Source organism: Gilliamella sp. wkB7, assembly GCF_001693435.1.
GTDB lineage: Bacteria > Pseudomonadota > Gammaproteobacteria > Enterobacterales > Orbaceae > Gilliamella > Gilliamella apicola_N.
In genome coordinates, this window is record NZ_CM004509.1 from 970494 (window position 1) to 992759 (window position 22266).

Below are 22266 nucleotides of genomic sequence, written 5' to 3' on the forward strand. Positions count from 1 at the left end.
TTTACATCCTATTCGCCACGCAATACTAATGCTGGCTCTACATCTAATGCACGTTTAACCGGAATTAAACAGGCAATTACCGTCACAATTGCTGATATTAAAATGGTACTTGGTATCAAATAAAATTCAATAATAATTGAACGACCAAAAACATTAGAACTGATTACCTGCGCAAAAATAAGTCCACAAATTACCCCAATAATCCCTCCAGTAATACCAAGAACTAATCCCTCGGCTAAAAACTCTTTAGCGATACTTTTATTATTAGCTCCAATGGCTTTTTTAAGACCGATTTCTTTACGGCGCTCCATTACAACCGTCATCATGGTAGTTGCCACGCAAATCATAGTGAGCACTAAAACCACAAGGGTCACTAAATAAAGGAGTGATGACAGTTTACCTAATACTGAGGTTTCTGATTGTGTCACCCATTTAATTAAATGGGGTTCGATTGTGGTTGATTGACTTTTAATGGTATCTATATAGTCCTTTAACTCATTTTGTGATGCTGTGATGCTGACTTCAACAACTTCAGCTTGATCACTCTCTTCAAAGAATTGTTCTAAATCATGCAGATCGACAAAAATAAAATTATCTTCAGCTCTACCTGTTTTAACTATACCGGTAATAGTTAACTCTTCATCAAAACGAGAATCTTGTTTAGATTTACCCGAAATGGATATTTCACTGCCAACGTATAAATTGGCAAAGTTAGCTATATCGGTCCCAATCATCACTTCATGTGTTTTTTGTGGCAAACTGCCTTCTATATGCCAATAAGGACTTGTTTTGGTAACTTGGTTAAAGTTAGTACCGACAATGGTATAAGGATGCTGATTAACGCGCACTGCGCCGTAGCGAAACGGTGTGACACCAAGTAATTTGTCTTGTGGTAATAAGCTTACTGCTTTTTGTACATCAGTCATTGACATAGTTGGCTGATTATTCGCGGGCATTAATAATAAATTCGCTCCATAAGAACGAAACTCCTGCCCCATCTGTCTTGGAATGTCAAAACAGAGCGTAACCATGCCTAATAATACCGTTGCGCCAATCGCCACGCCTAAAAGTGCAATGATAATGCGAGAGCGACGACGAATGAGCGAACTCAATATGGTTTTAATAATAAAGCGTCGATTTTTATTAATCATCAGATTTACCTTTACCCTTATCGACCATGCAGTACATCAGTAGGGCGTAAAAACATCATAATACGCAGCGCAGGTAAGCTACCTAAAAATGTAATTAAGGTAACCATTATTAATACTAAAGGAACAATAATCATTTTAGGTTCGACAAACGAACCGAATACGGTATGACCAATAATCTGCGCAAAGCCAAGACCAATAAAGTAACCCAAAATACCGCCAATTAAGGCAATAATTAAGATTTCGGTTAAAATGAGCAAGGCAACAGCACTATTCGTTGCGCCGAGTGCTTTAAGTAAACCAATTTCGGTACTGCGTTCTATCACATTTGCGGTCACTAAATTTGAAATAGCTAATGCGGAACAAATTAAAGATAAAACGGTTAACAATAGCATCAATAACTGCGTTTTTTGTAAAATAGAACCTTCTGAATCCGCCACTTGCATAATGGCTTTAACGCGAACATCAGGCATTAACTCTTCTAGTTGATAAGCAATTGAACTAATATAAGCAGTGCAATACCATGTATCCCACTCGGTGCGTGATAAGCTGTTAGGATCTTGCGCGGCCTTACGAGCCAATTCGTTTTCAGGGGTGGTTAATGCACTTACTTCAACACGTTCAACCAGTCCATTTTTATCAGCTAACTGCTGTGCAATTGGGAGGGATACAAATAATTGTGAATCTTCAGCGCCACCACTGTGGAAAATATTGTGCACGGTTAACGTGATTTTTTGTTTCGTTAGAACAGATGTAACCTCAATACTGTCACCTAATTTTAAATTCCACTGTTTCGCAACTGATTCACCGACCATTACGCCTTGCAGATTATCATCAGTCATCTTATCGCCTTCAATTGTCCACCATGATTTCATGGCTAACATACCTGTATCAACCTCATCGCCAGTCGGAATTTTAAGGTGTTTATTAAACCAAGTTCCGACAATTGTAATGGGTTTATCATTTAACATTGCTGGGGCATTAAGATAAGGCGCAAAATCGACAATATTATATGCCCAAAAGATCATCTTAATTTTAACGAGATCATCCTGTTTGATGTATTGCACTGCTTGTTGATTATCATTATTATCCAACTGATACATTTCACTTACTAACGCAGTACTTTTAGGCACAATATTTAGATTAGCTCCATACGCTTTTAATTCTTGATTGACTTTATCACCAACATCAAACATGACATTTAACATGGCAGTGGCTAATGAGACACCTAAGGCAACAGTGAGCGCGATTAAAAAGAGCTTCTTTTTTTGGCGTACTAACACGCTTAGTAACATTCTACGAAACATACTCTATTCCTTGGATACTCTTTATTTAAAACGACCTTTTTCGGCTTCAAGATGCGCAGGGAGAATCACCATATTGCCGTCAATAATTTCATATTTAAGTGGTACTGGATTACAACCCCCAGCAAAACCAATGGTGGCAATGTTCATTACTACATCACACAAAATACAGACGACTTGATTACCACGTTGGTAATACCCACTTGCACCACAAATATCACAAGCATCAAAGCCTACACCATAGGCATTTTCGCTTTTTTTAATCACAATAAAACGAACTAAAGTACTATCGGTTGCTTGGTAGCCGTAACGATGCAAATTACCATCATTGATATTATCAAGAGGGATAACAATTAGATTGTCTGCGTTGGCTGTAATCGGTTCGGCTGGCGTAAGTTCTACCCCTTTTTCAAAAATATAACGTGCGCGTGTCACTGTATAAGCCGTAATAGCAACGCCAGCCATCAAAAATAGTGAAGTTCTTCTGTCTCGAAGTAATTGCGATTTAAGTTTACGGATTTGAGCTGGATTGCTACCCACTAACGAGGTTGTTTTTGATTTGATATAGAGCACTATCGTCAACAGCAGTAGGATTGCCATAAAAATAAATGTGAAAAAATTGACATGACCTAAAATAAAAATCACCAATTCCATCATCCATTTCTGTGAAGCAATGAACCGTCTAACGATTAAAATTTGCATGATATTAATACCATTTTGAATGGTAAAAATAATGATTGAAAGCGTTGTGACTATTGTAACTAGCCTATTGGATAACCTGCCACAAAGTCGATATGTAAATAAACCAATTAAGACACAAACCAGTAGAGCAAATCCATACCCAACCCATTTGAACAAATATTCATTATTAAAAATCGACTCCATTCCGACAGCAAATTCGAACGGATAGAGCATTAAATTCGGTAAACATTGTGCCGTAATTAAACCACTAGCCAGCACAAATAACATTATAGATAAAACCTTAATCAAGGTTTTATGCCAAGATTTTTGCATCCAAATGCAAACTAATAAAGGTAACGCAATAATGACCCAAGGTATAATTACACCAAGATCATAAAATTCACGCACCGCAAATCCAGTGTTACGTTTTAAAATGGCATAAATTAAAGCTGCAATAAATCCTAATAGAAAACCAACGGAAACAATTTTTTTATGATGAAAGCTATTTGATTTGGCAATTACTGCACTGAGTAGTGCAATCATGATTACAGGAATAAAAGTATTGTCGGTAATTTTGATAAGATATTGAAGCATAATCTTTGCCTGGTTATTACAACATAAATTGGCGAGCCTAATACTCGCCATAAATCATCCTAATTATAAAAAGCATTATACTGCTTTTTTTGCAAAAAATTACCATGCACGAGGGATATAATCAAAGTCCCAAGAAACTTCAATAGGTTTACTCCAGAAACGACCTTCAACACCCGTCTCTTTATCTACATGTAATAGATAACCTTGTTTCTCTGGGTTTTCAATAATAAAGGTTACTTTATATTTACCAGCACCTTCAAGTTTGATGTTATTACCATAATGTGGACCATCAGAGGCACTCATAGGCATAAAGTTACCTTCGATAGCTTTATTGCTGCCCTCTTTTTGGATTTTATATTTTACCGTTAGATAAGGAACAAAACTGCCCACTCCATAACCTAATTTATTACCTTCCGCAGCTGAAATATCCGCTTCAATATGCATATCCGATTTTGATGCTGGTAAACCACCAATACCAGCTGGCTCCATATCAACAGGTTGGAAATATACTGCACCAATATGTAATGGACCAACTGTCACTTCGTCACCAATCGGAAACTCTTCAAAACCTTTTTGTTCGCCTGGGGCTGGTGCTGCTGCATGAGCAAATGAAGATAATGCAAGTATTGATGAAACACCGACAGCTATAACTAATTTTTTCATTGAAAACTCCTTTACAATTTAAATAGTGGTTTAACGATCTTATTGATCTCTTTTAAACTACTTTTGATTAACTACCTGTTATTACCTGTTGGTAACAGCTCTATTGCTTTTTAGTACATCTTTTGCGTAGTCAAAATGTGGGCAACTAAAAATAGCCTGTTACTTTTCCACCTTTACCATTCAATCATAAGACCTTAACAAGGTGGATTTTGATTTATTGCTCTTTTTTATTATTTTTACCTTTTTTGTAGTACATCACAGACAGTACTACAACAAGAACCATAATTACTTGCGGTATCAATGTTTCGACGGTTGGGTAAATGCCTAAAATTTCAACCGAGTGTATAAAATCAACTGGTGTGACAGGGATAATATCCGCTTCTTGTAACTCTTTTACCCCACCGCCAGCAAAAGCTATCGCCATTAAATACATGAGCATACTTGTGCAAATAAAGAATGGTTTAAGTGGTAATCTAACTGCACCAAAACGAATGACAAGAAAGATAAATGTTAAAATGATCGTTCCAACACCCAGACCATACCACACCATATCCATATGTTCTTTGGCATCAGCTAACATTGCTTGATAAAAGATAATGGTTTCAGCCCCTTCTCTAAATACAGCTAAAAATGCAGCAAATCCTAAAGCAAAACTGCTGCCTGTTGTAACTGCGGTTTGAACTTTATCTTCCACATAGTTTTTCCAAGCTTCGGCTTCAGCTTTTGAAACCATCCAGTTACTGACAAACAACAGGACAACAGTCGCCAATAACATCGCGCTACCTTCCATAATTTCTTGATTAGCACCACTTAAACCTACAACAGTATGCAAGGCAATGGCTGCAAGAATGCTTGCTAAAATGGCTACCATTGAGCTGATATATACTACTTTTAACATTGGTTTGTTATTGGTACGCACTAAATAGGCAGAAATGGCGGCAATCACTAATATAGCTTCTAAACCTTCACGGAAAATAATAATAAATGATGCAAAAAAGACACTTAAACCACTCTCTTTTTTACCATCCAATTCGTTTGCATCTTCATGTAACATTTTTAAAATCACATCAATTTCAGCACGAACGGTTTTATTTGGTGCGCCATTGGTCATTAATCGCTTAATTTTAGCAAATTGATACTCGGTATCCGTTCCGCGTTTTCCTGAAATATAAGACATTACTGCACGTTCAACGCCATGCTTTTCATAAAATCCAAAATAGGCATTATTGACTCGTGCTTTGGCTCGTTCGGCGTCTTTCATGAAATAGATATCATAGGCATCATTTAAGATAACATCCATTTCATCAATAATTTCGTTCCAGCTTTTGTATTGTTTTTCATTGGCATAAGATGAGGGTGCGAAAGCAACCAAGCTAGCAATGAGTAGTAAAGCTAGCGTAAAAAACTTTTTCATAATGTCCTTTACCTTTTACTTTCCTAACAAAATCATACCTAACGGTACATCGTCTTTTGGTAATTGTAATTCTTGACTTATTGTTTCTGATTTAATGGAATGGATATAACGAGCACTTAATTTTAATGCGGCCGCTGCTAAATATACGTTTTGGCTCATAGCACCAACTGCGGTATAACTGAAGTTTGTGACTTCGTCTGGTTTAATATCTGTTAATGCATTTGCATCTGACACAAAGATTAATGAATAAGTGGCACGTTTGGTAAAGCTTTGCTGACCAATATCACCTCGGATATCTTGATTATTGATTTCACGCAGGTAATGACCATCCCACTCATATAAAAAAGTCCCCTTTTCACTTGCAACGTAAATACGCACATAAGGAGCTTTGCCTTTCGCCATTGGAACTGTCCAACCTGTCTTACCACGGTTTAATCCACTTGCAGCCCAAAGTACTGTTGATAATTCATCATCCGTTACTTGTCCTGCAGGGAAACCACCACCTGGCGTTGATGCGCGTTTTTTTAGACTTTCAAACAGACTCATTCCATCTTTCGTTTGCGGTGTCGGTAAGGTAATATCGGCATAACAAAATGATAAAGAAAACAATGATAAAAATAGAACAGCAACGGTCTTCCGTAAACCCCAAGGCATAGCATACCTCTAACCTTTTGGTAATAATGTGGTGATATCTTATTGCTAATGATCACAATTATCAATATCAAATAATAATAATTATCATTTTTAAGCTAAATTAAAATTATTATAATAATCAATACGGTTATCGTTAGCGAGTAATGCACTAACATCAACTTTATAGCATTAATTAGCCAGTAATAAAAATACCTGTTAAATCAAAACAATTTGCTTAAAAACAATCAAAAAGTTGGTAAAATTTTAATTCTCCTATTTTAATTATAAAACAAAAATTTATAATTAGAGTGTTCCCTGTATATACAGGGATAAACCGTTTGGTTAGATGTGAATTTGATTGATCCAGATCGTGTTCCCTGTATATACAGGGATAAACCGTCGATGTGTTAATATTACATAGCATTTTTTGCTATTCAAAAATCGCAATTCTATATTTTATTGCTGACCATTTTTTAACTACATGAAAAATATAAATTTATCGGTAGAATCCCGTAGAATCTAATTTTAACTTCCATTAATTTTAATTAATTTAATAAAAACATATTGTTATATATTATGATTTTGATGAAAAATATCCCAAAAAATCGGTAGAAATTTGACGGTCAATATTTTAATTATAAAACAATATGTTATAATTGGTATGTTCCCTGTATACACAGGGATAAACCGTCATGCATAACCTGTGAAAATTACTGTGATAAATGTTCCCTGTATACACAGGGATAAACCGCGGTGCGTGCTGGTGCTGTAGTTTTTCGTGACATGTTCCCTGTATACACAGGGATAAACCGAGCAATTGCCACTTCATTTAAGAATTTATTACATGTTCCCTGTATACACAGGGATAAACCGAAATTAATAAATGACCTATTGAATAGCATAGACATGTTCCCTGTATACACAGGGATAAACCGGTAACGGCTCGGAAAACGTGGACACAGATCCAGTGTTCCCTGTACACACAGGGATTTTTCTTTTATGCAAGATTTTGCTAATTTTTGTTAAAAAGTTTCAGGTTATGCCTACGTTTCAGTATAAAAATATATAAAATTAATCTAGTTAACTGATCAATTATCCGATGCACAGTAATACGTTATCAAGAGACATAATAACTAATGTATTAAATCCATACCGCAACAAAGTGAACGGTTAAAGTAAGTCTTTGTTAGTTCTTGATGTTCATTAGTTATCTTCGTACAATAAAAAAAATTTTTATTTTGGTTTGTTATGCAATTACATTTAGTGGTTAATACGTTTGGATCCGATTTGCAGCGTCGTTATGGAGAAAAGATCTATAAATTAACGTTACATGGTGGATTTAGTTGTCCAAATCGTGATGGTACTCTTGGTGTTGGCGGTTGCACTTTTTGTAATGTTGCGTCAATTATCGATGAATCTATCCAAGTTAAATCTATTTCTGACCAGCTTGCAACTCAAGCGCATCAAATGAAAAAATCAAAGCGTTATCTTGCCTATTTTCAAGCTTATACCAGCACTTATGCCGAAGTTGAAATTCTTAAAAAGATGTATCAAGAAGCGCTTAACAGTGCCGATATTGTTGGCTTATGTGTTGGTACTCGCCCAGATTGTGTACCTAAAGAAGCATTAGATTTACTTGCTCATTATCAAGATCAAGGTTACGAAGTTTGGCTAGAACTTGGTTTGCAAACCGCTAATGATAAAACATTACATCATATTAATCGTGGGCATACATTTGACGATTATCACCAAACGGTACAAAAAGCCCGTAAACTTGGTATAAAGGTATGTACCCATTTAATTATTGGTTTACCAAATGAGAACAAGCAAGATAATTTAATTACGCTTGATCGCGTGTTAACAAGTGGTGTTGATGGGCTAAAACTGCATCCTTTGCATATTGTTGAAGGCAGTATTATGGCAAAAGCATGGCGAGCGGGACGCTTAACAGTATTGTCATTAGAGGAGTATGTGGATATTGCTGGTGATATTATTCGACAAACTCCCGCTAATATTTTATATCATCGAATTTCAGCCAATGCCAGAAAACCAACTTTACTCGCCCCTGATTGGTGCGAGAATCATTGGCAATCCATGAATGCTGTCGATAACAACTTACGCCAATTTGGTGTTCAAGGTAGTGCGATTGGTGATACTTATCAATTTAAACGATAAAAAAATAACATTGATATAGTTAAACAGATACTAATTAATTTATTAATGAATATTTTGACATTAATTATCCACAAAATGTCGATGTAAACCATTAGGATACAGTGAATTGATAGAACATATAGGTTTACTTCGCGTAAACTGTCAAAGAATTGGGTGTTAATATTGATGCAATTGCTGAATTATGAAATCAAGTTTATATACACCAATTTATGAAAGTAATAAAGACAGATAATAGAGTTAGTGAATTTGAAATGTTTGCTTTATTTAAAAAGCAAAATAAAAAAATTATCTTCTGCCCTTAATTAACATGTCAATTACATGGTAACAAAAACAAAAATGCTTATCTTTTAGTTCAGCCCGACTTAATTAGCTGATGGCATGAGCATTAAAAAAAATGCTGATATTGGACATTTCTATTTCAGAAAAAAATCAAACATCAAAAAATATAATTTTCTAAAGTAAAGAAATAATCCACTATCAGCAAGACCGACTTATAAAACAAGTCCAACTGTAAAATTTAATTTATTACAATAATGAATTGTTTTATTCAAAATTACTTTGATTTTTTCATCAAAAAATTTATTCAAATCTGTTTTATTAATATCTTGAATTAAGCAATAATTTAATTCATCATTCATTTTGTTCAACGTCTTTTGTTCAAAAAAAGGCGCGCAAATGTGATAGTGATTCCCTGAACGCTGCATAATTAAACTTCATCCAAGGGAATAACAGGGATTGCTTAAATTTATAAACAACCAATTACTATCCACCCCATTTCAACATATTAATAATTTGTAATTTATCGTAATAAACATTCATATTTCACTAATAAGATGAACATAGTATCACATTCATTTTTTAAGTAAATTTAATTATCTTTATCGATTATCGGTTTTATAGAAAATAACATCGCGATAACTTAAGGCATTTTTAGATTTTTATACACTATTTATACGAATTTAGTGAAAAATATTAATTGAATCAGCGTATTTTTGTACCTTTGTTAACAACAAGTATATAATGACGTTTTATCATTTGAGACAATCTGCATGCAACTGGCTTTTTGTATTTATAAATTTTTCCCTTTTGGTGGTTTACAACGTGATTTTTTGCAAGTTGCTACTGCTTGCCAAGCTCGTGGACATCAAGTTCGTGTTTATGTATTAGACTGGCAAGGTGATAAACCAGCAGGGTTTGATATTATTATTGTTCCTAAAAAAGGGTTAACTAACCATAGTCGTAATCAAGCTTATTACCATTGGGTACAAGCGCATTTAAAAACTAATCCCGCTGATTGTGTCGTAGGATTTAACAAAATGCCTGGGTTAGATGTCTATTTTGCAGGTGATACTTGTTTTGCTGAAAAAGCAGCACACAAGGGCTTTTTTTATAAACACTCTAAACGTTGCAAACACTATTTATCCTTTGAACAAGCCGTTTTTGACCAAAGTTCAAAAACTAAAATCATGGTGTTGACTAAACAACAAACTCAAGATTTTAAAAATTATTATCATACTCAAGATGAACGATTCTTTTTATTACCTCCCGGAATTGCTTTAGATCGCAAATACAGTGTTTATGCCCCAATAAAGCGTGAACAATTTCGGCAAAAAAATCAAATTAACCATGATGATTTTGTGATAGTTCAAATTGGTTCAGATTTTAAACGTAAAGGGGTAGATCGGTCATTGAAAGCCATCGCTGCTTTACCTAATGAATCAAAACAAAAAGTCACCTATTTGGTTGTTGGGCAAGATAAACCTGAACCTTATCAAAAATTGGCTGAAGAATTAAATATTGCAAAACAAGTACGATTCTTTTCGGGTCGTGATGATATTCCAGATTTTTTATTTTCAGCCGATCTATTAATTCATCCAGCCAGACAAGAAGCGGCTGGTATGGTATTGATTGAAGCATTAGCGGCGGGTGTACCAGTAATTGTTTCAGGTATTTCTGGATATGCTTATCATATAAACCAAGCTAATGCAGGCATTGTGTTAAGTGAACCTTATCATCAAAATGCTTTAGATCAAGCATTGGCGAAATTAATTAACGATAAAGAGCAATGGCTAAGTTGGCATAAAAATGCCATTGCCTATGGTAATAGTGAAGATTTATATCATTTAGCGCAGCGTGCAGCAGACATTATTTTAGGATGTCATCATGAATGAAATTATACTTAAATCACCTTTTGAGCAGTTATGGCAACAAAAAGATCCGTTTACTGAAGTTGAATTAATTTCAGGTAAAGTCTATCGCGCAGTCAAACAGCGTAAAACTTTAAACTTTCAATTAGAAGATGAATCATATTTTATTAAAATTCACCGCGGTACCACAGTTAAAGAGATTGTAAAGAATCTAATTTCACTACGTTTACCTGTTTTAGATGCCAAACAAGAGTGGGATGCGATTCATCGTTTAGAGCAAGCTGGCGTAAATACTATGGATGGACGCGCATTTGGACGAAAAGGATTAAATCCATTGACACGTCACTCGTTTATTATTACCAAAGATCTTAACCCTACCATTAGTTTGGAAGATTTTACTAAGCCATGGCTAAACCAGCCCCCGAGTTATCATTTAAAGCGTTCATTGATTATTTATTTAGCCAATATGACCGCTAAAATGCATGCAGCTGGAGTAAATCATCGTGACTGCTATTTGTGTCATTTTTTGCTTGATATACCGTTATTTGAAAATCATCAGCAAATTAAATTATCAGTAATCGATTTACACCGAGCCCAAATTCGCGATAAAGTACCTACTCGTTGGCGCGATAAAGATCTGATTGGACTTTATTTTTCATCAACTAAAATTGGCTTAACAAATCGGGATATTTGGCGATTTTTGAAAGTTTATTTTAATAAACCAATTAAAACAATTTTACGTGATGAGCATAAATTAATCACCAGCGCACAACAAAAAGCAGAACGAATTAGTAAACGGACACAGAAGTATCAACTTTAACATAAGGAAATACTATGTTTATTGAACAAATTGATATTACAGGATTTCGAGGTATTAGCCAATTATCTTTGAAATTTAACGCAAGTTCCAGCGTACTAATTGGCGAGAACCGTTGGGGACGCTCAAGTTTAATTAGTGCGTTGACGTTATTATCCCTCAACAATAAGTTTTATCAATTTGTTGATACTGACTTTTATCATGACCAAAATCATGTTTATGGAGATCACATTAGCATCAAAATTACTTATTGTGAATCGTCCTTAAACGAGCTAGATAAGCAAGCTTATCACTCACTCATTCCAGTTAGCTTTAATTCAGAACAAGATAAGTTGCGTCGCATTACTTACCATATTAGTGCCGATAAACAAGATGATAATATTATTAGTGAGCATGTGTTGGTTGATGCAAACGGTGAGCCCTTTAATATTGAAAATCATAAATTGTTGATTGCTAATTTAATTGAACTCAATCCAGTAATGGCACTAAAAAATACAATTAACAGTGACGATTTACCCATTACCAATCAACCCTTGTCGCAATATTTTGTTGAGCAACTGTCAAATCAGTTAAAGACACATTCTTCACAATTAAGCCAAAATGAATTACAACGCGGTTTGCAAGCTGCTCGTGCACTTTTAGAATATTACTTTGTGGATCAGCAGCATCGCTATCATTATAAACAAGTGGCCAAAAAAACGAGCCCACGCAGTGAAGATTGGGATTCACTTGAGCGCATTAATAATATTTTGGATGATTTAGATGATGATTACTTACGTGCAACCTTGTTAGGGGTATTTGGGTCGCTCATTAATGCCAAAGGCAATACTGCTCTTTCACAAAGTTCAGTACCCATTTTAATTTTAGAAGAGCCTGAAAGCCAAATCCACCCTATCATCTTATCAGTTGGATTTCGGTTACTTAAACATCTACCAACGCAAAAAATTATCACCTCTAATTCTAGTGATTTAGTATCACTCTTTCCATTAGATACAATTTATCGCTTGATTCGTCTACCAGATAAAATCATTGCAAAATACATTGCGCCGCGTTCTTTTGGAACTGATGATAGTCGTCGAATTTTGTTTCATATTTTCTATCGACGTGCCAGTGCCATATTTGCCCGTTGTTGGTTATTAGTGGAAGGCGAAACCGAAGTTTGGTTACTGCGAGAACTTGCTGAACAGAGTGGTTATCATTTAAGTTCGGAAGGAGTACAGTTAATTGAATTTGCTCAATGCGGTTTAAAACCGTTGATAAAATATGCCAATCGAATGGGCATTCATTGGTATGTAATAACCGATGGAGATATGGCAGGTAAAAAATATGCTGATACAGTGAAATCACTATGTCCTGAAGGCAAAAATCCAAGTGATTATTTAACTGTTTTGCCTGCACGAGATATTGAAAACTTCTTGTTTAAACATGGCTTTAGTGATGTTTATAAATTAGCAGCGTATAATACTGTGCAACATATTGATATGCCTGTACCTAAAATTATTCAAAAAGCGATTCATCGCAGTTCTAAACCCGATTTAGCTATTGCTGTTTGTGATGATGCAAAATCCCGTGGCGTAAGTGCTATACCACATTTATTAACTGATACATTTGCTAAAATTGTTAAAGCATCAAAAAATTTTGCTTAAGCACTTATTGAATACGTATTATTAAAAAGATTTGTTAATGGGATAGATTGAATGATTATTTAAAAATGTCAGTTGTAGATATAGCGATTCTGTATAGTTATTTTTTATTTATTAATATTCCGCCGAATCATTATCGGCGGATAATCTTAATTGACAATATCAACTATTTCGTAATACGTTTGTATTTAGCACGTTTTGGTTCGACAGCTTCTGCACCTAAAGTACGTTTTTTCCACTCTTCATATTCAGTAAAGTTACCTTCAAAGAACTCAACATGCCCTTCGTCTTGGTAATCCAAAATATGAGTAGCAATACGGTCAAGGAACCAGCGGTCATGCGATATAACTAAAGCACAGCCAGGAAACTCTAACAACGCATTTTCAAGCGCACGCAATGTTTCAACATCTAGGTCATTGGTCGGTTCATCAAGCAATAACACATTGCCACCAACTTGTAATAATTTGGCTAAATGTACTCGCCCGCGTTCACCACCTGAAAGTTCACCAACACGTTTTTGCTGATCAACGCCTTTAAAATTAAAGCGACCTACATAAGCACGGCTTGGAATTTCGAAATTACCAATACGCATAATATCTTGTCCATTGGATATTTCATCCCAAACGGTTTTTTTATCATCCATACTATCGCGGAACTGATCAACCGATGCTAATTGTACTGTATCACCTAAGGTGATAGTACCTGAATCTGGCTGCTCTTTACCTGATAACATTCTAAATAGTGTTGATTTACCCGCACCATTTGGACCAATGATCCCCACAATTGCCCCTTTTGGAATAGTGAATGAAAGATTATCGATCAGTACGCGATCACCATAAGATTTACTTAAATTGCTTACTTCGATAACTTTGTCACCTAAACGTTGCCCAGGTGGAATAAAGAGTTCGTTTGTTTCGTTACGTTTTTGGTAATCGTTGCTGTTTAACTCTTCAAATCTAGCTAAACGGGCTTTACTTTTCGCTTGACGACCTTTTGGATTTTGTCTTACCCATTCAAGTTCTTTCTCAATCGATTTACGACGTGCTGATTCGGTTGCCGCTTCTTGCGCTAGGCGCTGATCTTTTTGTTCAAGCCAAGATGAATAGTTGCCTTCCCATGGAATACCCTCACCACGGTCAAGCTCCAAAATCCATCCCGCAACATTATCTAAGAAGTAACGGTCATGAGTTACAGCAACAACGGTTCCTTCATAATCATGTAAAAAACGTTCAAGCCAAGCTACAGATTCAGCATCCAGATGGTTAGTTGGTTCATCAATTAATAACATATCTGGTTTTTCAAGCAATAATTGACAGATAGCAACACGACGACGCTCACCACCTGATAAATTTTCAATTTTCGCATCCCAATCAGGTAAACGTAAGGCATCGGCTGCACGCTCTAATTGGTTATCTAAATTGTGGGCATCTTGCGATTGAATAATTGCTTCAAGCTCTGCTTGTTCTTTGGCTAATTTATCAAAATCGGCATCAGGATCAGCATAAGCAGCATAAACTTCATCTAGTCGAGCGAGTGCTTTTTTGGCATCACCAACAGCCTGTTCAATCGCCTCACGTACAGTTTGCTTAGGATCGAGCTTAGGTTCTTGAGGTAAATAACCGATTTTAATATCGGGTTGTGGGCGAGCTTCGCCTTCAATCTCAGTATCCACACCCGCCATAATACGTAATAATGTAGATTTACCTGCACCATTTAAACCGAGTACCCCAATTTTGGCACCCGGAAAAAAACTTAAAGAGATATCTTTTAAAATATAGCGTTTAGGGGGAACAATCTTCCCTACGCGGTTCATGGTATAGACATATTGCGCCATAAAACATCATCCGTTTAATTAATTAAAACTAGCAACCTATTGTATTGCTATGTGATTGATGGCGTATATTGTAATGATTCTATCTGTATGGTCTAGGGTTATTTTTTTATAATGTCAAATTTACACCAGAACAACAACAAATGACTGAAGATATATTCTTAAAATCTGACAATTATTTTCAAAAATAGTACCGGTCTTTTTAAATTATCCCACCCATTATTGGACGGGATAATTATAAATATTACTCTATTTTAATATTTATAAAAAAGTAAAAATCTGTTCTTTTGGTAGACGTGATTTAGGGCGATGCGCATTACCGTCATTTTCAGATCGATAACCTAGAGTCGCAATCACTAAACTTTTTAATCCTTTTGCTTTTAAATCTAAAATCTCATCCATTTTTTCACAATCAAATCCTTCAACAGCTGTTGAATCAATACCAATAGCAGCAGCTGCAAAAAGCAATTGCCCTAAAGCGAGATAGGCTTGTTTACCCTCCCAACATTGCTGAGATTGAGATGTTGAGCTATTTAAATTAACAAAATAACGTCTACCTTGATCCTGAGCATCTTTTAATTCGGCTGTTGGTATGCGCCCATCTTTTTCTTCTTGTTTTAATAAATTAACTAAATGCGCTTCATCTAATGGCGTTTTAATACAAAAAACTATAGTGTGCGATGAGTCTGTGACTCGAGGTTGATTAAACTCAGCAATTGCCGGTAAAATTTTATTTTTAACGGGATCATTATCAATCACAAAAAAATGCCATGGCTGAGAATTGACTGATGATGGACTGTTTCGTAAAACCGTTAATAATTGTTCAAGTTTCTCTTTAGGGATTTTTTTAGTTTTATCATAATGTTTGGTTGTGTAACGGTTTTGGGAAATCTCGACAATATTCATATCATAACTCCATCTTAATGATTGTTAATGAAAGGTAACTTAAAGATTTTTAAAATTAGATTAATTAGATACTCTTGTCAAATTTATGAATTGGATAATAATTAAATTAACTAAAGTATTGAGTGTTTTTTAATAAACATTGCTTGATATTGTGCACACATTTTGCTCAATTACAATATAATTGTTGCTTAAATGATATCTCTTTAACAGGTTTACATAAAAATCCATTAAATAAATAAACTAACATGACTATTAATAATGAACAATTGTTATTAACGCATACAAAATTTTTACCAATAATTAGTATGTTAAAAGTAATATTCTATAAATATTAATCTTGACATTTAAATTATTATTTGATAAAACTAATGACAATATTTTGACCAATTTAAACTAAATAGTCAGAGAATTTTAATGATTAAAACAAATTACCTTTTGCTCACACTCCTCCTCGCATCTTATTGCGCGGATATCTTGTGTGTAGAGTAAAGATAATTTATTAAATAACTCGACTAAATTAACAAGAACCCGCGCTAAAGTGCGGGTTTTTTGTTTTCTTAACTTGAAATATCGCAATAGTGCTAAAATATAAAAAGGATAAAACAATGAGCGATCAAGTCATTATTTTTGATACAACATTACGCGATGGCGAGCAAGCGTTACAGGCCAGTTTAAGCGTTAAAGAAAAATTACAAATAGCGCTTGCGTTAGAAAGAATGCATGTTGATATTATGGAAGTTGGTTTTCCTATTTCATCTCCTGGTGATTTTGAATCAGTGCAAACTATCGCAAAAACAATAAAAGATAGTCGTGTTTGTGCACTATCTCGTTGTATTGACAAAGATATTGATGTTGCAGCAGAAGCCTTAAAAGTTGCTGATCAATTTCGAATTCATACTTTTATGGCTACTTCAACCTTACATGTGCAAGACAAATTAAAAATGACATTTGAAGATGTCATTGATAGGGCTGTGCACTGTATTAAACGTGCACGTAATTATACTAATGATGTGGAGTTTTCTTGTGAAGATGCAGGCCGTACCCCAATTGATAACTTATGTCGGATTGTTGAAGCAGCAATTCAAGCAGGGGCAACAACGATCAATATTCCGGATACTGTCGGTTATACTGTCCCTTATCAATTTGGTGGCATTATTCGTACCTTATTTGAACGTGTCCCGAACATTGATAAAGCGATTATCTCTGTTCATTGTCATGATGACTTGGGCATGTCGGTGGCTAACTCGATTAGCGCGATTCAAGAAGGCGCTAGGCAGATTGAAGGCGCGATGAATGGTTTAGGTGAACGAGCAGGCAACACAGCCTTAGAAGAAGTGATTATGGCGATTAAAGTTCGTCAAAATATTTTAAATGTTCACACCAATATCAATCATCAAGAAATATATCGTACCAGCCAAATCGTAAGCCAAATTACTAATACACCAATACCGTCTAATAAGGCGGTTATTGGTAGTAATGCCTTTGCACACTCATCAGGAATTCATCAAGATGGGGTATTAAAAAACCGCGAAACTTATGAAATCATGACACCTGAATCAATTGGATTAAACCAAATTCAATTGAATCTAACTTCACGCTCAGGAAGAGCTGCTGTGAAACACCGTTTAGAAGAACTTGGTTATCATGATAAAGACTATAACTTAAATCAAGTCTATGAAGCATTTCTAGAACTTGCCGATAAAAAAGGACAAGTGTTTGACTACGACCTTGAAGCACTTATCTTTATTAATCAACTAAAAGATGACAAAGAGCATTATGTTTTGGATTATTTTAATGTCCAATCTGGCTCAACAGTTGTCTCAACAGCTTCGGTTAGCCTAATCGTTGGGGATAAAAAATTTTCCGATGCTGCAACGGGTAATGGTCCTGTTGATGCGGTATATCAAGCAATAAATCGAATTACTAATGAACCTATAGCAATTGTTAAATATCAACTCGCGTCCAAAGGGCAAGGCGAAAATGCTTTAGGTCAAGTTGATATTGTTGCAGAATATAAAGGGCGCAATTTCCATGGTGTAGGATTAGCTACTGATATTGTTCACGCATCGGCATTAGCATTAATTAATGTTTTAAATAATGTTTATCGAGCAAATCAAGTAGCACAAGAAAAACAAAAATTACATCTTGTTTAATATTATCTTGTGATTTAATAATCAAAGTTAATCAATTCATTAAATTGTTAAGGAATAAGAAAATGACACAAAGTTACCATATTGCAGTACTACCCGGCGACGGTATTGGTCCAGAAGTAATGAAACAAGCCTATAAAGTACTTGAAGTCATCCGCAAAAAATATAATTTAGCTATAACAACCAGTGAATATGATGTTGGTGGCGCTGCAATTGATATTCATGGTTGCCCATTACCCAAAGATACGTTAGAAGGCTGTGAAAAAGCCGATGCAATTTTATTCGGTTCAGTAGGTGGGCCTAAATGGACTAATCTACCGCCAGATCAACAACCAGAACGTGGTGCTTTATTACCATTACGTAAACACTTTAAATTATTTGCTAATATGCGGCCTGCCCGTTTATACCAAGGTTTAGAAGATCTTTGTCCATTACGAGCGGATATTGCAGAACGCGGATTTGATATTTTGTGTATGCGTGAATTAACAGGTGGCATCTATTTTGGTTTACCTAAAGGCCGTGAAGGCAGTGGTGCTCAAGAAAAAGCTTATGATACCGAAGTATATCACCGCTTTGAAATTGAGCGTATTGCTAAAATGGGCTTTGAAGCTGCGCGTTTACGTCGTAAAAAAGTGACTTCTGTTGATAAAGCCAATGTACTACAAACCTCAATTTTATGGCGTGAAGTTGTGACAGAAGTTGCAAAAAATTATCCTGATGTTGCACTTGAACACATGTATATTGACAACGCTACCATGCAATTAGTAAAAGATCCTTCACAATTTGATGTAATTTTGTGTTCTAATTTATTTGGTGATATTTTATCGGATGAATGCGCAATGATTACTGGTTCTATGGGAATGTTACCATCTGCAAGTCTTAATGAGCAAGGTTTTGGATTATACGAACCTGCTGGCGGTAGTGCACCAGATATTGCTGGTAAAAATATAGCTAATCCTGCCGCACAAATTTTGTCATTAGCGTTGTTAGTTCGTTACAGTTTAAAACGCGATGATATTGCTACAGCGATTGAAACGGCCGTTAATCAAGCATTAGAAAAAGGCTATCGTACAATTGATCTTGCCCAAAAACAGCAATCGATTTCAACCGATGAAATGGGTGATATTATTTGTAAGCTTATTTAATAGTTTTTGATCAATCCGATTAAGGGATATTCGAGTATTGGTGGCTTGTCACTTTTTGATATCCCTTTCAGGTTTTAATGATTATTTAACTGTTAGAGAATGATATATGTTAGTTAATTTTTTAGTACCCGTTATAAGAAATAACAAGGAAAACAGCAATGTCAAAAACACTGTATCAAAAATTGTATGATGCACATGTCGTTTACGAAGCGCCTAATGAGACGCCTATCTTATATATCGATCGTCATTTAGTTCATGAAGTTACCTCTCCGCAAGCATTTGATGGTTTGCGAGCCATGAATCGTAAAGTACGACAACCTAATAAAACTTTTGCGACGATGGATCATAATACTTCAACTAAAAGTAATGATCTTAGTGCTTGTAGTGAAATGGCTCGAATTCAATTAACCGAACTGGATAAAAATGCCAAAGAATTTGGGGTTTCATTATATGGTTTACAAAGCCCATTACGCGGTATTGTTCATGTGGTAGGACCAGAACAAGGAATGACTTTACCAGGAATGACCATTGTATGCGGAGACTCTCATACAGCTACACACGGAGCTTTTGGTGCATTGGCATTCGGTATTGGTACTTCGGAAGTTGAACATGTGTTAGCAACCCAAACGCTAAAACAGGGTCGAGCCAAAACCATGAAAATTGAAGTTAAAGGGCATGTTGCCGATGGTATTACCGCAAAAGATATTATTTTAGCAATTATTGGTAAAACAACGAGTGCTGGTGGTACTGGACATGTGGTTGAGTTTTGTGGTGAAGCAATAAAAGCCTTATCTATGGAAGGCCGTATGACATTATGTAATATGGCAATTGAAATGGGCGCGAAAGCGGGCATTATCGCACCCGATGAAGTTACCTTTGAATATTTGAAAGGTCGTCAATTTTCGCCAAAAGGTGAAGACTTTGACAAAGCAGTCGCTTATTGGAAAACATTAAAAACAGATGAAGGTGCCCATTTTGATACCATTGTAACGTTAGAAGGTAAAGATATTGCGCCACAAGTAACATGGGGTACTAATCCTGGTCAGGTAACTTCGATTGATGCTCAAGTGCCAAACCCTAATGATTTTACTGATCCTATCGAGAAACATTCAGCAGAACGTGCTTTAGCTTACATGGGATTAACAGCTGGAACTAAAATGTCGGACATAAAAATTAATAAAGTCTTCATCGGTTCATGTACTAATTCACGTATTGAAGATTTACGTGCTGCGGCTCAAATTGCTAAAGGTCGTAAAGTTGCCGATGGAGTGCAAGCATTGGTCGTTCCTGGATCAGGGCCTGTTCGAGAGCAAGCAGAAGCTGAAGGGTTAGATAAAATTTTTATTGAAGCTGGTTTTGAATGGCGTTTACCAGGCTGTTCAATGTGTTTAGCGATGAATGATGATAAGTTAGCACCGGGCGACCGCTGTGCATCAACCAGTAACCGTAATTTTGAAGGACGTCAAGGTCGTGATGCCCGTACGCATTTAGTCAGTCCTGCTATGGCAGCAGCGGCAGCTATTACTGGTCATTTTACTGATATTCGCAAATCATTTTAAGGAGGCTTGTCATGGCTAAATTTACAAAACATACCGGACTAGTCGTACCTTTAGATGCGGCTAACGTTGATACTGATGCAATTATCCCTAAACAGTTTTTACAAAAAGTAACCCGTACTGGCTTTGGTAAACATGCATTTCATGAATGGCGCTTTTTAGATGATGCTGGTCAGCAACCAAATCCCGATTTCGTACTGAACAAACCACGTTATAAAGGCGCAAGTATTTTATTAGCACGCGAAAATTTTGGTTGTGGTTCATCACGTGAACATGCGCCATGGGCACTTGCCGATTATGGTTTTAAAACCATCATTGGTTCAAGTTTTGCTGATATTTTTTACAATAACTCGTTTAATAATCAGTTACTATTAGTTAATTTATCAGAAGAAGATGTTGATGAATTATTTAAAATTGTTGAAGCTAACGAAGGGATAGAATTTACTATCGATCTGGTTAACGAAGTCGTGATTGCTGGCGATAAACAATATTCATTTAAAATTGATGCATTTAAACGTCACTGTTTATTAAATGGTTTGGATAATATTGGATTAACCTTACAGCATGAAGATGCGATTAGCACATTTGAAAACAAAATTCCAACCTTTTTAGCTTAATTATTTAAGGCGCCCTTTTGGCGCCAAATTATGGGAAATCGCTATGGCAACACATCACGATCATGTAAAACAGCAATTTGGTGAACAAGCTAATGCCTATTTGACCAGTAAAGTTCACGCCCAAGGTCCCGATCTACAATATTTATCTAACTTGCTTGCTAACTATCCTGAAGCTCAATTACTTGATATGGGTTGCGGTGCAGGTCATGTTAGTTTTATTGCCGCACAGCATGTAAAACATGTTATCGCTTATGATCTATCCGATGAAATGTTATCTGTCGTTTCTCAAACAGCTAAGGAACGAGGTTTAAATAATCTAACCACAGTACAAGGTTATGCCGAACAGCAACCTTTTGCCGATAGTCAATTTGATATTGTTGCAAGTCGCTATTCCGCACATCATTGGCACGATGTGGGTAAAAGTTTACGTGAATTACATAGGATCACTAAACCAAATGGCAAATTGATAATTATGGATGTGGTATCCCCCGGACATCCAGTATTAGATATCTGGTTACAAACCATTGAAGCGTTGCGTGATACATCACATGTTCGTGACTATACGCCAGGTGAATGGTTAACATTTTTGACCGAAGCTGGTTTTACTATCGATAATATTGCTCGTCATCGTTTAACACTCTCTTTTGATACATGGGTTAAACGCATGCGTACACCAACGCAATTAGTGGAAGCAATTAGAGCTTATCAAGAAACAGCTGCTAGTGATACAAAAAACTATTTTGAACTGCAACCTGATGGCTCATTTACTACAGATATGATGATTATTGAAACCAGCAGAATTGTTTGATTTCTCAATTCAAATGGTTATATAACAGCTTTGT

At 35.7% G+C, this 22266-nt stretch carries 17 protein-coding genes and 1 CRISPR repeat array; of the genes, 9 read left to right on the top strand and 8 right to left on the bottom strand.

What is annotated here, in order from left to right; all coding sequences use genetic code 11:
* Positions 1-8: 8 nt before the first annotated feature.
* The 6 genes from A9G17_RS04160 to A9G17_RS04185 all read right to left on the bottom strand — a co-directional run bounded on the left by A9G17_RS04160 (position 9) and on the right by A9G17_RS04185 (position 6458).
* Positions 9-1151: an ABC transporter permease gene (locus tag A9G17_RS04160; RefSeq protein WP_065737632.1), complete on the bottom strand. Its 1143-nt coding sequence runs from the start codon at positions 1149-1151 to the stop codon at positions 9-11.
* 17 nt (positions 1152-1168) lie between these two features.
* Positions 1169-2455 carry an ABC transporter permease gene (locus A9G17_RS04165; protein ID WP_065737633.1) on the bottom strand — a complete coding sequence of 429 codons (1287 nt, stop codon included), beginning with the start codon at positions 2453-2455 and terminating at the stop codon, positions 1169-1171.
* 21 nt (positions 2456-2476) lie between these two features.
* Positions 2477-3727: a Fe-S-containing protein gene (locus tag A9G17_RS04170; RefSeq protein ID WP_176714253.1), complete on the bottom strand. Its 1251-nt coding sequence runs from the start codon at positions 3725-3727 to the stop codon at positions 2477-2479.
* 99 nt (positions 3728-3826) lie between these two features.
* The gene (locus tag A9G17_RS04175; RefSeq protein WP_039129983.1) at positions 3827-4390 is read right to left on the bottom strand and encodes an iron transporter; all 564 of its coding nucleotides are present in this window, start codon (positions 4388-4390) and stop codon (positions 3827-3829) included.
* Positions 4391-4604: 214 nt separating this feature from the next.
* A complete protein-coding gene (locus A9G17_RS04180; protein WP_065737635.1) occupies positions 4605-5804 on the bottom strand; it encodes an FTR1 family iron permease in 1200 nt (399 codons plus the stop codon).
* Between the two features lie 15 nt (positions 5805-5819).
* The gene (locus A9G17_RS04185) at positions 5820-6458 is read right to left on the bottom strand and encodes a nitroreductase family protein (RefSeq protein ID WP_065737636.1); all 639 of its coding nucleotides are present in this window, start codon (positions 6456-6458) and stop codon (positions 5820-5822) included.
* A gap of 640 nt (positions 6459-7098) precedes the next feature.
* Positions 7099-7372: a CRISPR direct-repeat array (repeat unit 29 nt; unit sequence ATGTTCCCTGTATACACAGGGATAAACCG).
* 313 nt (positions 7373-7685) lie between these two features.
* On the opposite strand from A9G17_RS04185, the gene A9G17_RS04190 reads away from it, so the two are divergent.
* From A9G17_RS04190 to A9G17_RS04210, 4 genes are all read left to right on the top strand, one after another.
* Positions 7686-8612, top strand: a complete 927-nt coding sequence (locus tag A9G17_RS04190) for a tRNA modification radical SAM protein MnmL/YtqA (protein WP_065737637.1) — start codon at positions 7686-7688, stop codon at positions 8610-8612.
* A 1049-nt stretch (positions 8613-9661) separates the two neighbouring features.
* Positions 9662-10783, top strand: a complete 1122-nt coding sequence (locus A9G17_RS04200) for a glycosyltransferase family 4 protein (protein WP_065737639.1) — start codon at positions 9662-9664, stop codon at positions 10781-10783.
* The gene (rfaP, locus tag A9G17_RS04205) at positions 10776-11579 is read left to right on the top strand and encodes a lipopolysaccharide core heptose(I) kinase RfaP (protein WP_065737640.1); all 804 of its coding nucleotides are present in this window, start codon (positions 10776-10778) and stop codon (positions 11577-11579) included. The genes A9G17_RS04200 and rfaP overlap by 8 nt, the downstream gene beginning before the upstream one ends.
* Before the next feature lie 14 nt (positions 11580-11593).
* On the top strand, positions 11594-13222 hold the full coding sequence (locus tag A9G17_RS04210) for a DUF2813 domain-containing protein (protein ID WP_065737641.1): 1629 nt from the start codon (positions 11594-11596) through the stop codon (positions 13220-13222).
* A 163-nt stretch (positions 13223-13385) separates the two neighbouring features.
* Here A9G17_RS04210 and ettA read toward each other — a convergent pair whose 3' ends face one another.
* A complete protein-coding gene (gene ettA, locus A9G17_RS04215; protein WP_065737642.1) occupies positions 13386-15053 on the bottom strand; it encodes an energy-dependent translational throttle protein EttA in 1668 nt (555 codons plus the stop codon).
* Positions 15054-15311: 258 nt separating this feature from the next.
* Positions 15312-15956: an oxygen-insensitive NAD(P)H nitroreductase gene (gene nfsB, locus A9G17_RS04220; RefSeq protein WP_065737643.1), complete on the bottom strand. Its 645-nt coding sequence runs from the start codon at positions 15954-15956 to the stop codon at positions 15312-15314.
* A 605-nt stretch (positions 15957-16561) separates the two neighbouring features.
* On the opposite strand from nfsB, the gene leuA reads away from it, so the two are divergent.
* From leuA to A9G17_RS04245, 5 genes are all read left to right on the top strand, one after another.
* Positions 16562-18109 (top strand): 2-isopropylmalate synthase, encoded by a 1548-nt coding sequence (leuA, locus tag A9G17_RS04225; RefSeq protein WP_065737644.1) that lies wholly within the window; start codon positions 16562-16564, stop codon positions 18107-18109.
* A gap of 62 nt (positions 18110-18171) precedes the next feature.
* Positions 18172-19251 carry a 3-isopropylmalate dehydrogenase gene (gene leuB / locus A9G17_RS04230; protein WP_065737645.1) on the top strand — a complete coding sequence of 360 codons (1080 nt, stop codon included), beginning with the start codon at positions 18172-18174 and terminating at the stop codon, positions 19249-19251.
* A 158-nt stretch (positions 19252-19409) separates the two neighbouring features.
* On the top strand, positions 19410-20810 hold the full coding sequence (gene leuC / locus A9G17_RS04235; protein WP_065737646.1) for a 3-isopropylmalate dehydratase large subunit: 1401 nt from the start codon (positions 19410-19412) through the stop codon (positions 20808-20810).
* 11 nt (positions 20811-20821) lie between these two features.
* Positions 20822-21424, top strand: a complete 603-nt coding sequence (leuD, locus tag A9G17_RS04240) for a 3-isopropylmalate dehydratase small subunit (protein ID WP_065737647.1) — start codon at positions 20822-20824, stop codon at positions 21422-21424.
* Positions 21425-21461: 37 nt separating this feature from the next.
* On the top strand, positions 21462-22232 hold the full coding sequence (locus tag A9G17_RS04245; RefSeq protein WP_141677562.1) for a class I SAM-dependent methyltransferase: 771 nt from the start codon (positions 21462-21464) through the stop codon (positions 22230-22232).
* The last annotated feature ends 34 nt before the right edge of the window (positions 22233-22266 follow it).

What these genes read in the sequence shown, in the direction of transcription:
- A9G17_RS04160 (WP_065737632.1), bottom strand. Translation starts at nt 1,151, where the DNA reads ATGATTAATAAAAATCGACGCTTTATTATTAAAACCATATTGAGTTCG.
- A9G17_RS04165 (WP_065737633.1), bottom strand. Translation starts at nt 2,455, where the DNA reads ATGTTTCGTAGAATGTTACTAAGCGTGTTAGTACGCCAAAAAAAGAAG.
- A9G17_RS04170 (WP_176714253.1), bottom strand. Translation starts at nt 3,727, where the DNA reads ATGCTTCAATATCTTATCAAAATTACCGACAATACTTTTATTCCTGTA.
- A9G17_RS04175 (WP_039129983.1), bottom strand. Translation starts at nt 4,390, where the DNA reads ATGAAAAAATTAGTTATAGCTGTCGGTGTTTCATCAATACTTGCATTA.
- A9G17_RS04180 (WP_065737635.1), bottom strand. Translation starts at nt 5,804, where the DNA reads ATGAAAAAGTTTTTTACGCTAGCTTTACTACTCATTGCTAGCTTGGTT.
- A9G17_RS04185 (WP_065737636.1), bottom strand. Translation starts at nt 6,458, where the DNA reads ATGCCTTGGGGTTTACGGAAGACCGTTGCTGTTCTATTTTTATCATTG.
- A9G17_RS04190 (WP_065737637.1), top strand. Translation starts at nt 7,686, where the DNA reads ATGCAATTACATTTAGTGGTTAATACGTTTGGATCCGATTTGCAGCGT.
- A9G17_RS04200 (WP_065737639.1), top strand. Translation starts at nt 9,662, where the DNA reads ATGCAACTGGCTTTTTGTATTTATAAATTTTTCCCTTTTGGTGGTTTA.
- rfaP (WP_065737640.1), top strand. Translation starts at nt 10,776, where the DNA reads ATGAATGAAATTATACTTAAATCACCTTTTGAGCAGTTATGGCAACAA.
- A9G17_RS04210 (WP_065737641.1), top strand. Translation starts at nt 11,594, where the DNA reads ATGTTTATTGAACAAATTGATATTACAGGATTTCGAGGTATTAGCCAA.
- ettA (WP_065737642.1), bottom strand. Translation starts at nt 15,053, where the DNA reads ATGGCGCAATATGTCTATACCATGAACCGCGTAGGGAAGATTGTTCCC.
- nfsB (WP_065737643.1), bottom strand. Translation starts at nt 15,956, where the DNA reads ATGAATATTGTCGAGATTTCCCAAAACCGTTACACAACCAAACATTAT.
- leuA (WP_065737644.1), top strand. Translation starts at nt 16,562, where the DNA reads ATGAGCGATCAAGTCATTATTTTTGATACAACATTACGCGATGGCGAG.
- leuB (WP_065737645.1), top strand. Translation starts at nt 18,172, where the DNA reads ATGACACAAAGTTACCATATTGCAGTACTACCCGGCGACGGTATTGGT.
- leuC (WP_065737646.1), top strand. Translation starts at nt 19,410, where the DNA reads ATGTCAAAAACACTGTATCAAAAATTGTATGATGCACATGTCGTTTAC.
- leuD (WP_065737647.1), top strand. Translation starts at nt 20,822, where the DNA reads ATGGCTAAATTTACAAAACATACCGGACTAGTCGTACCTTTAGATGCG.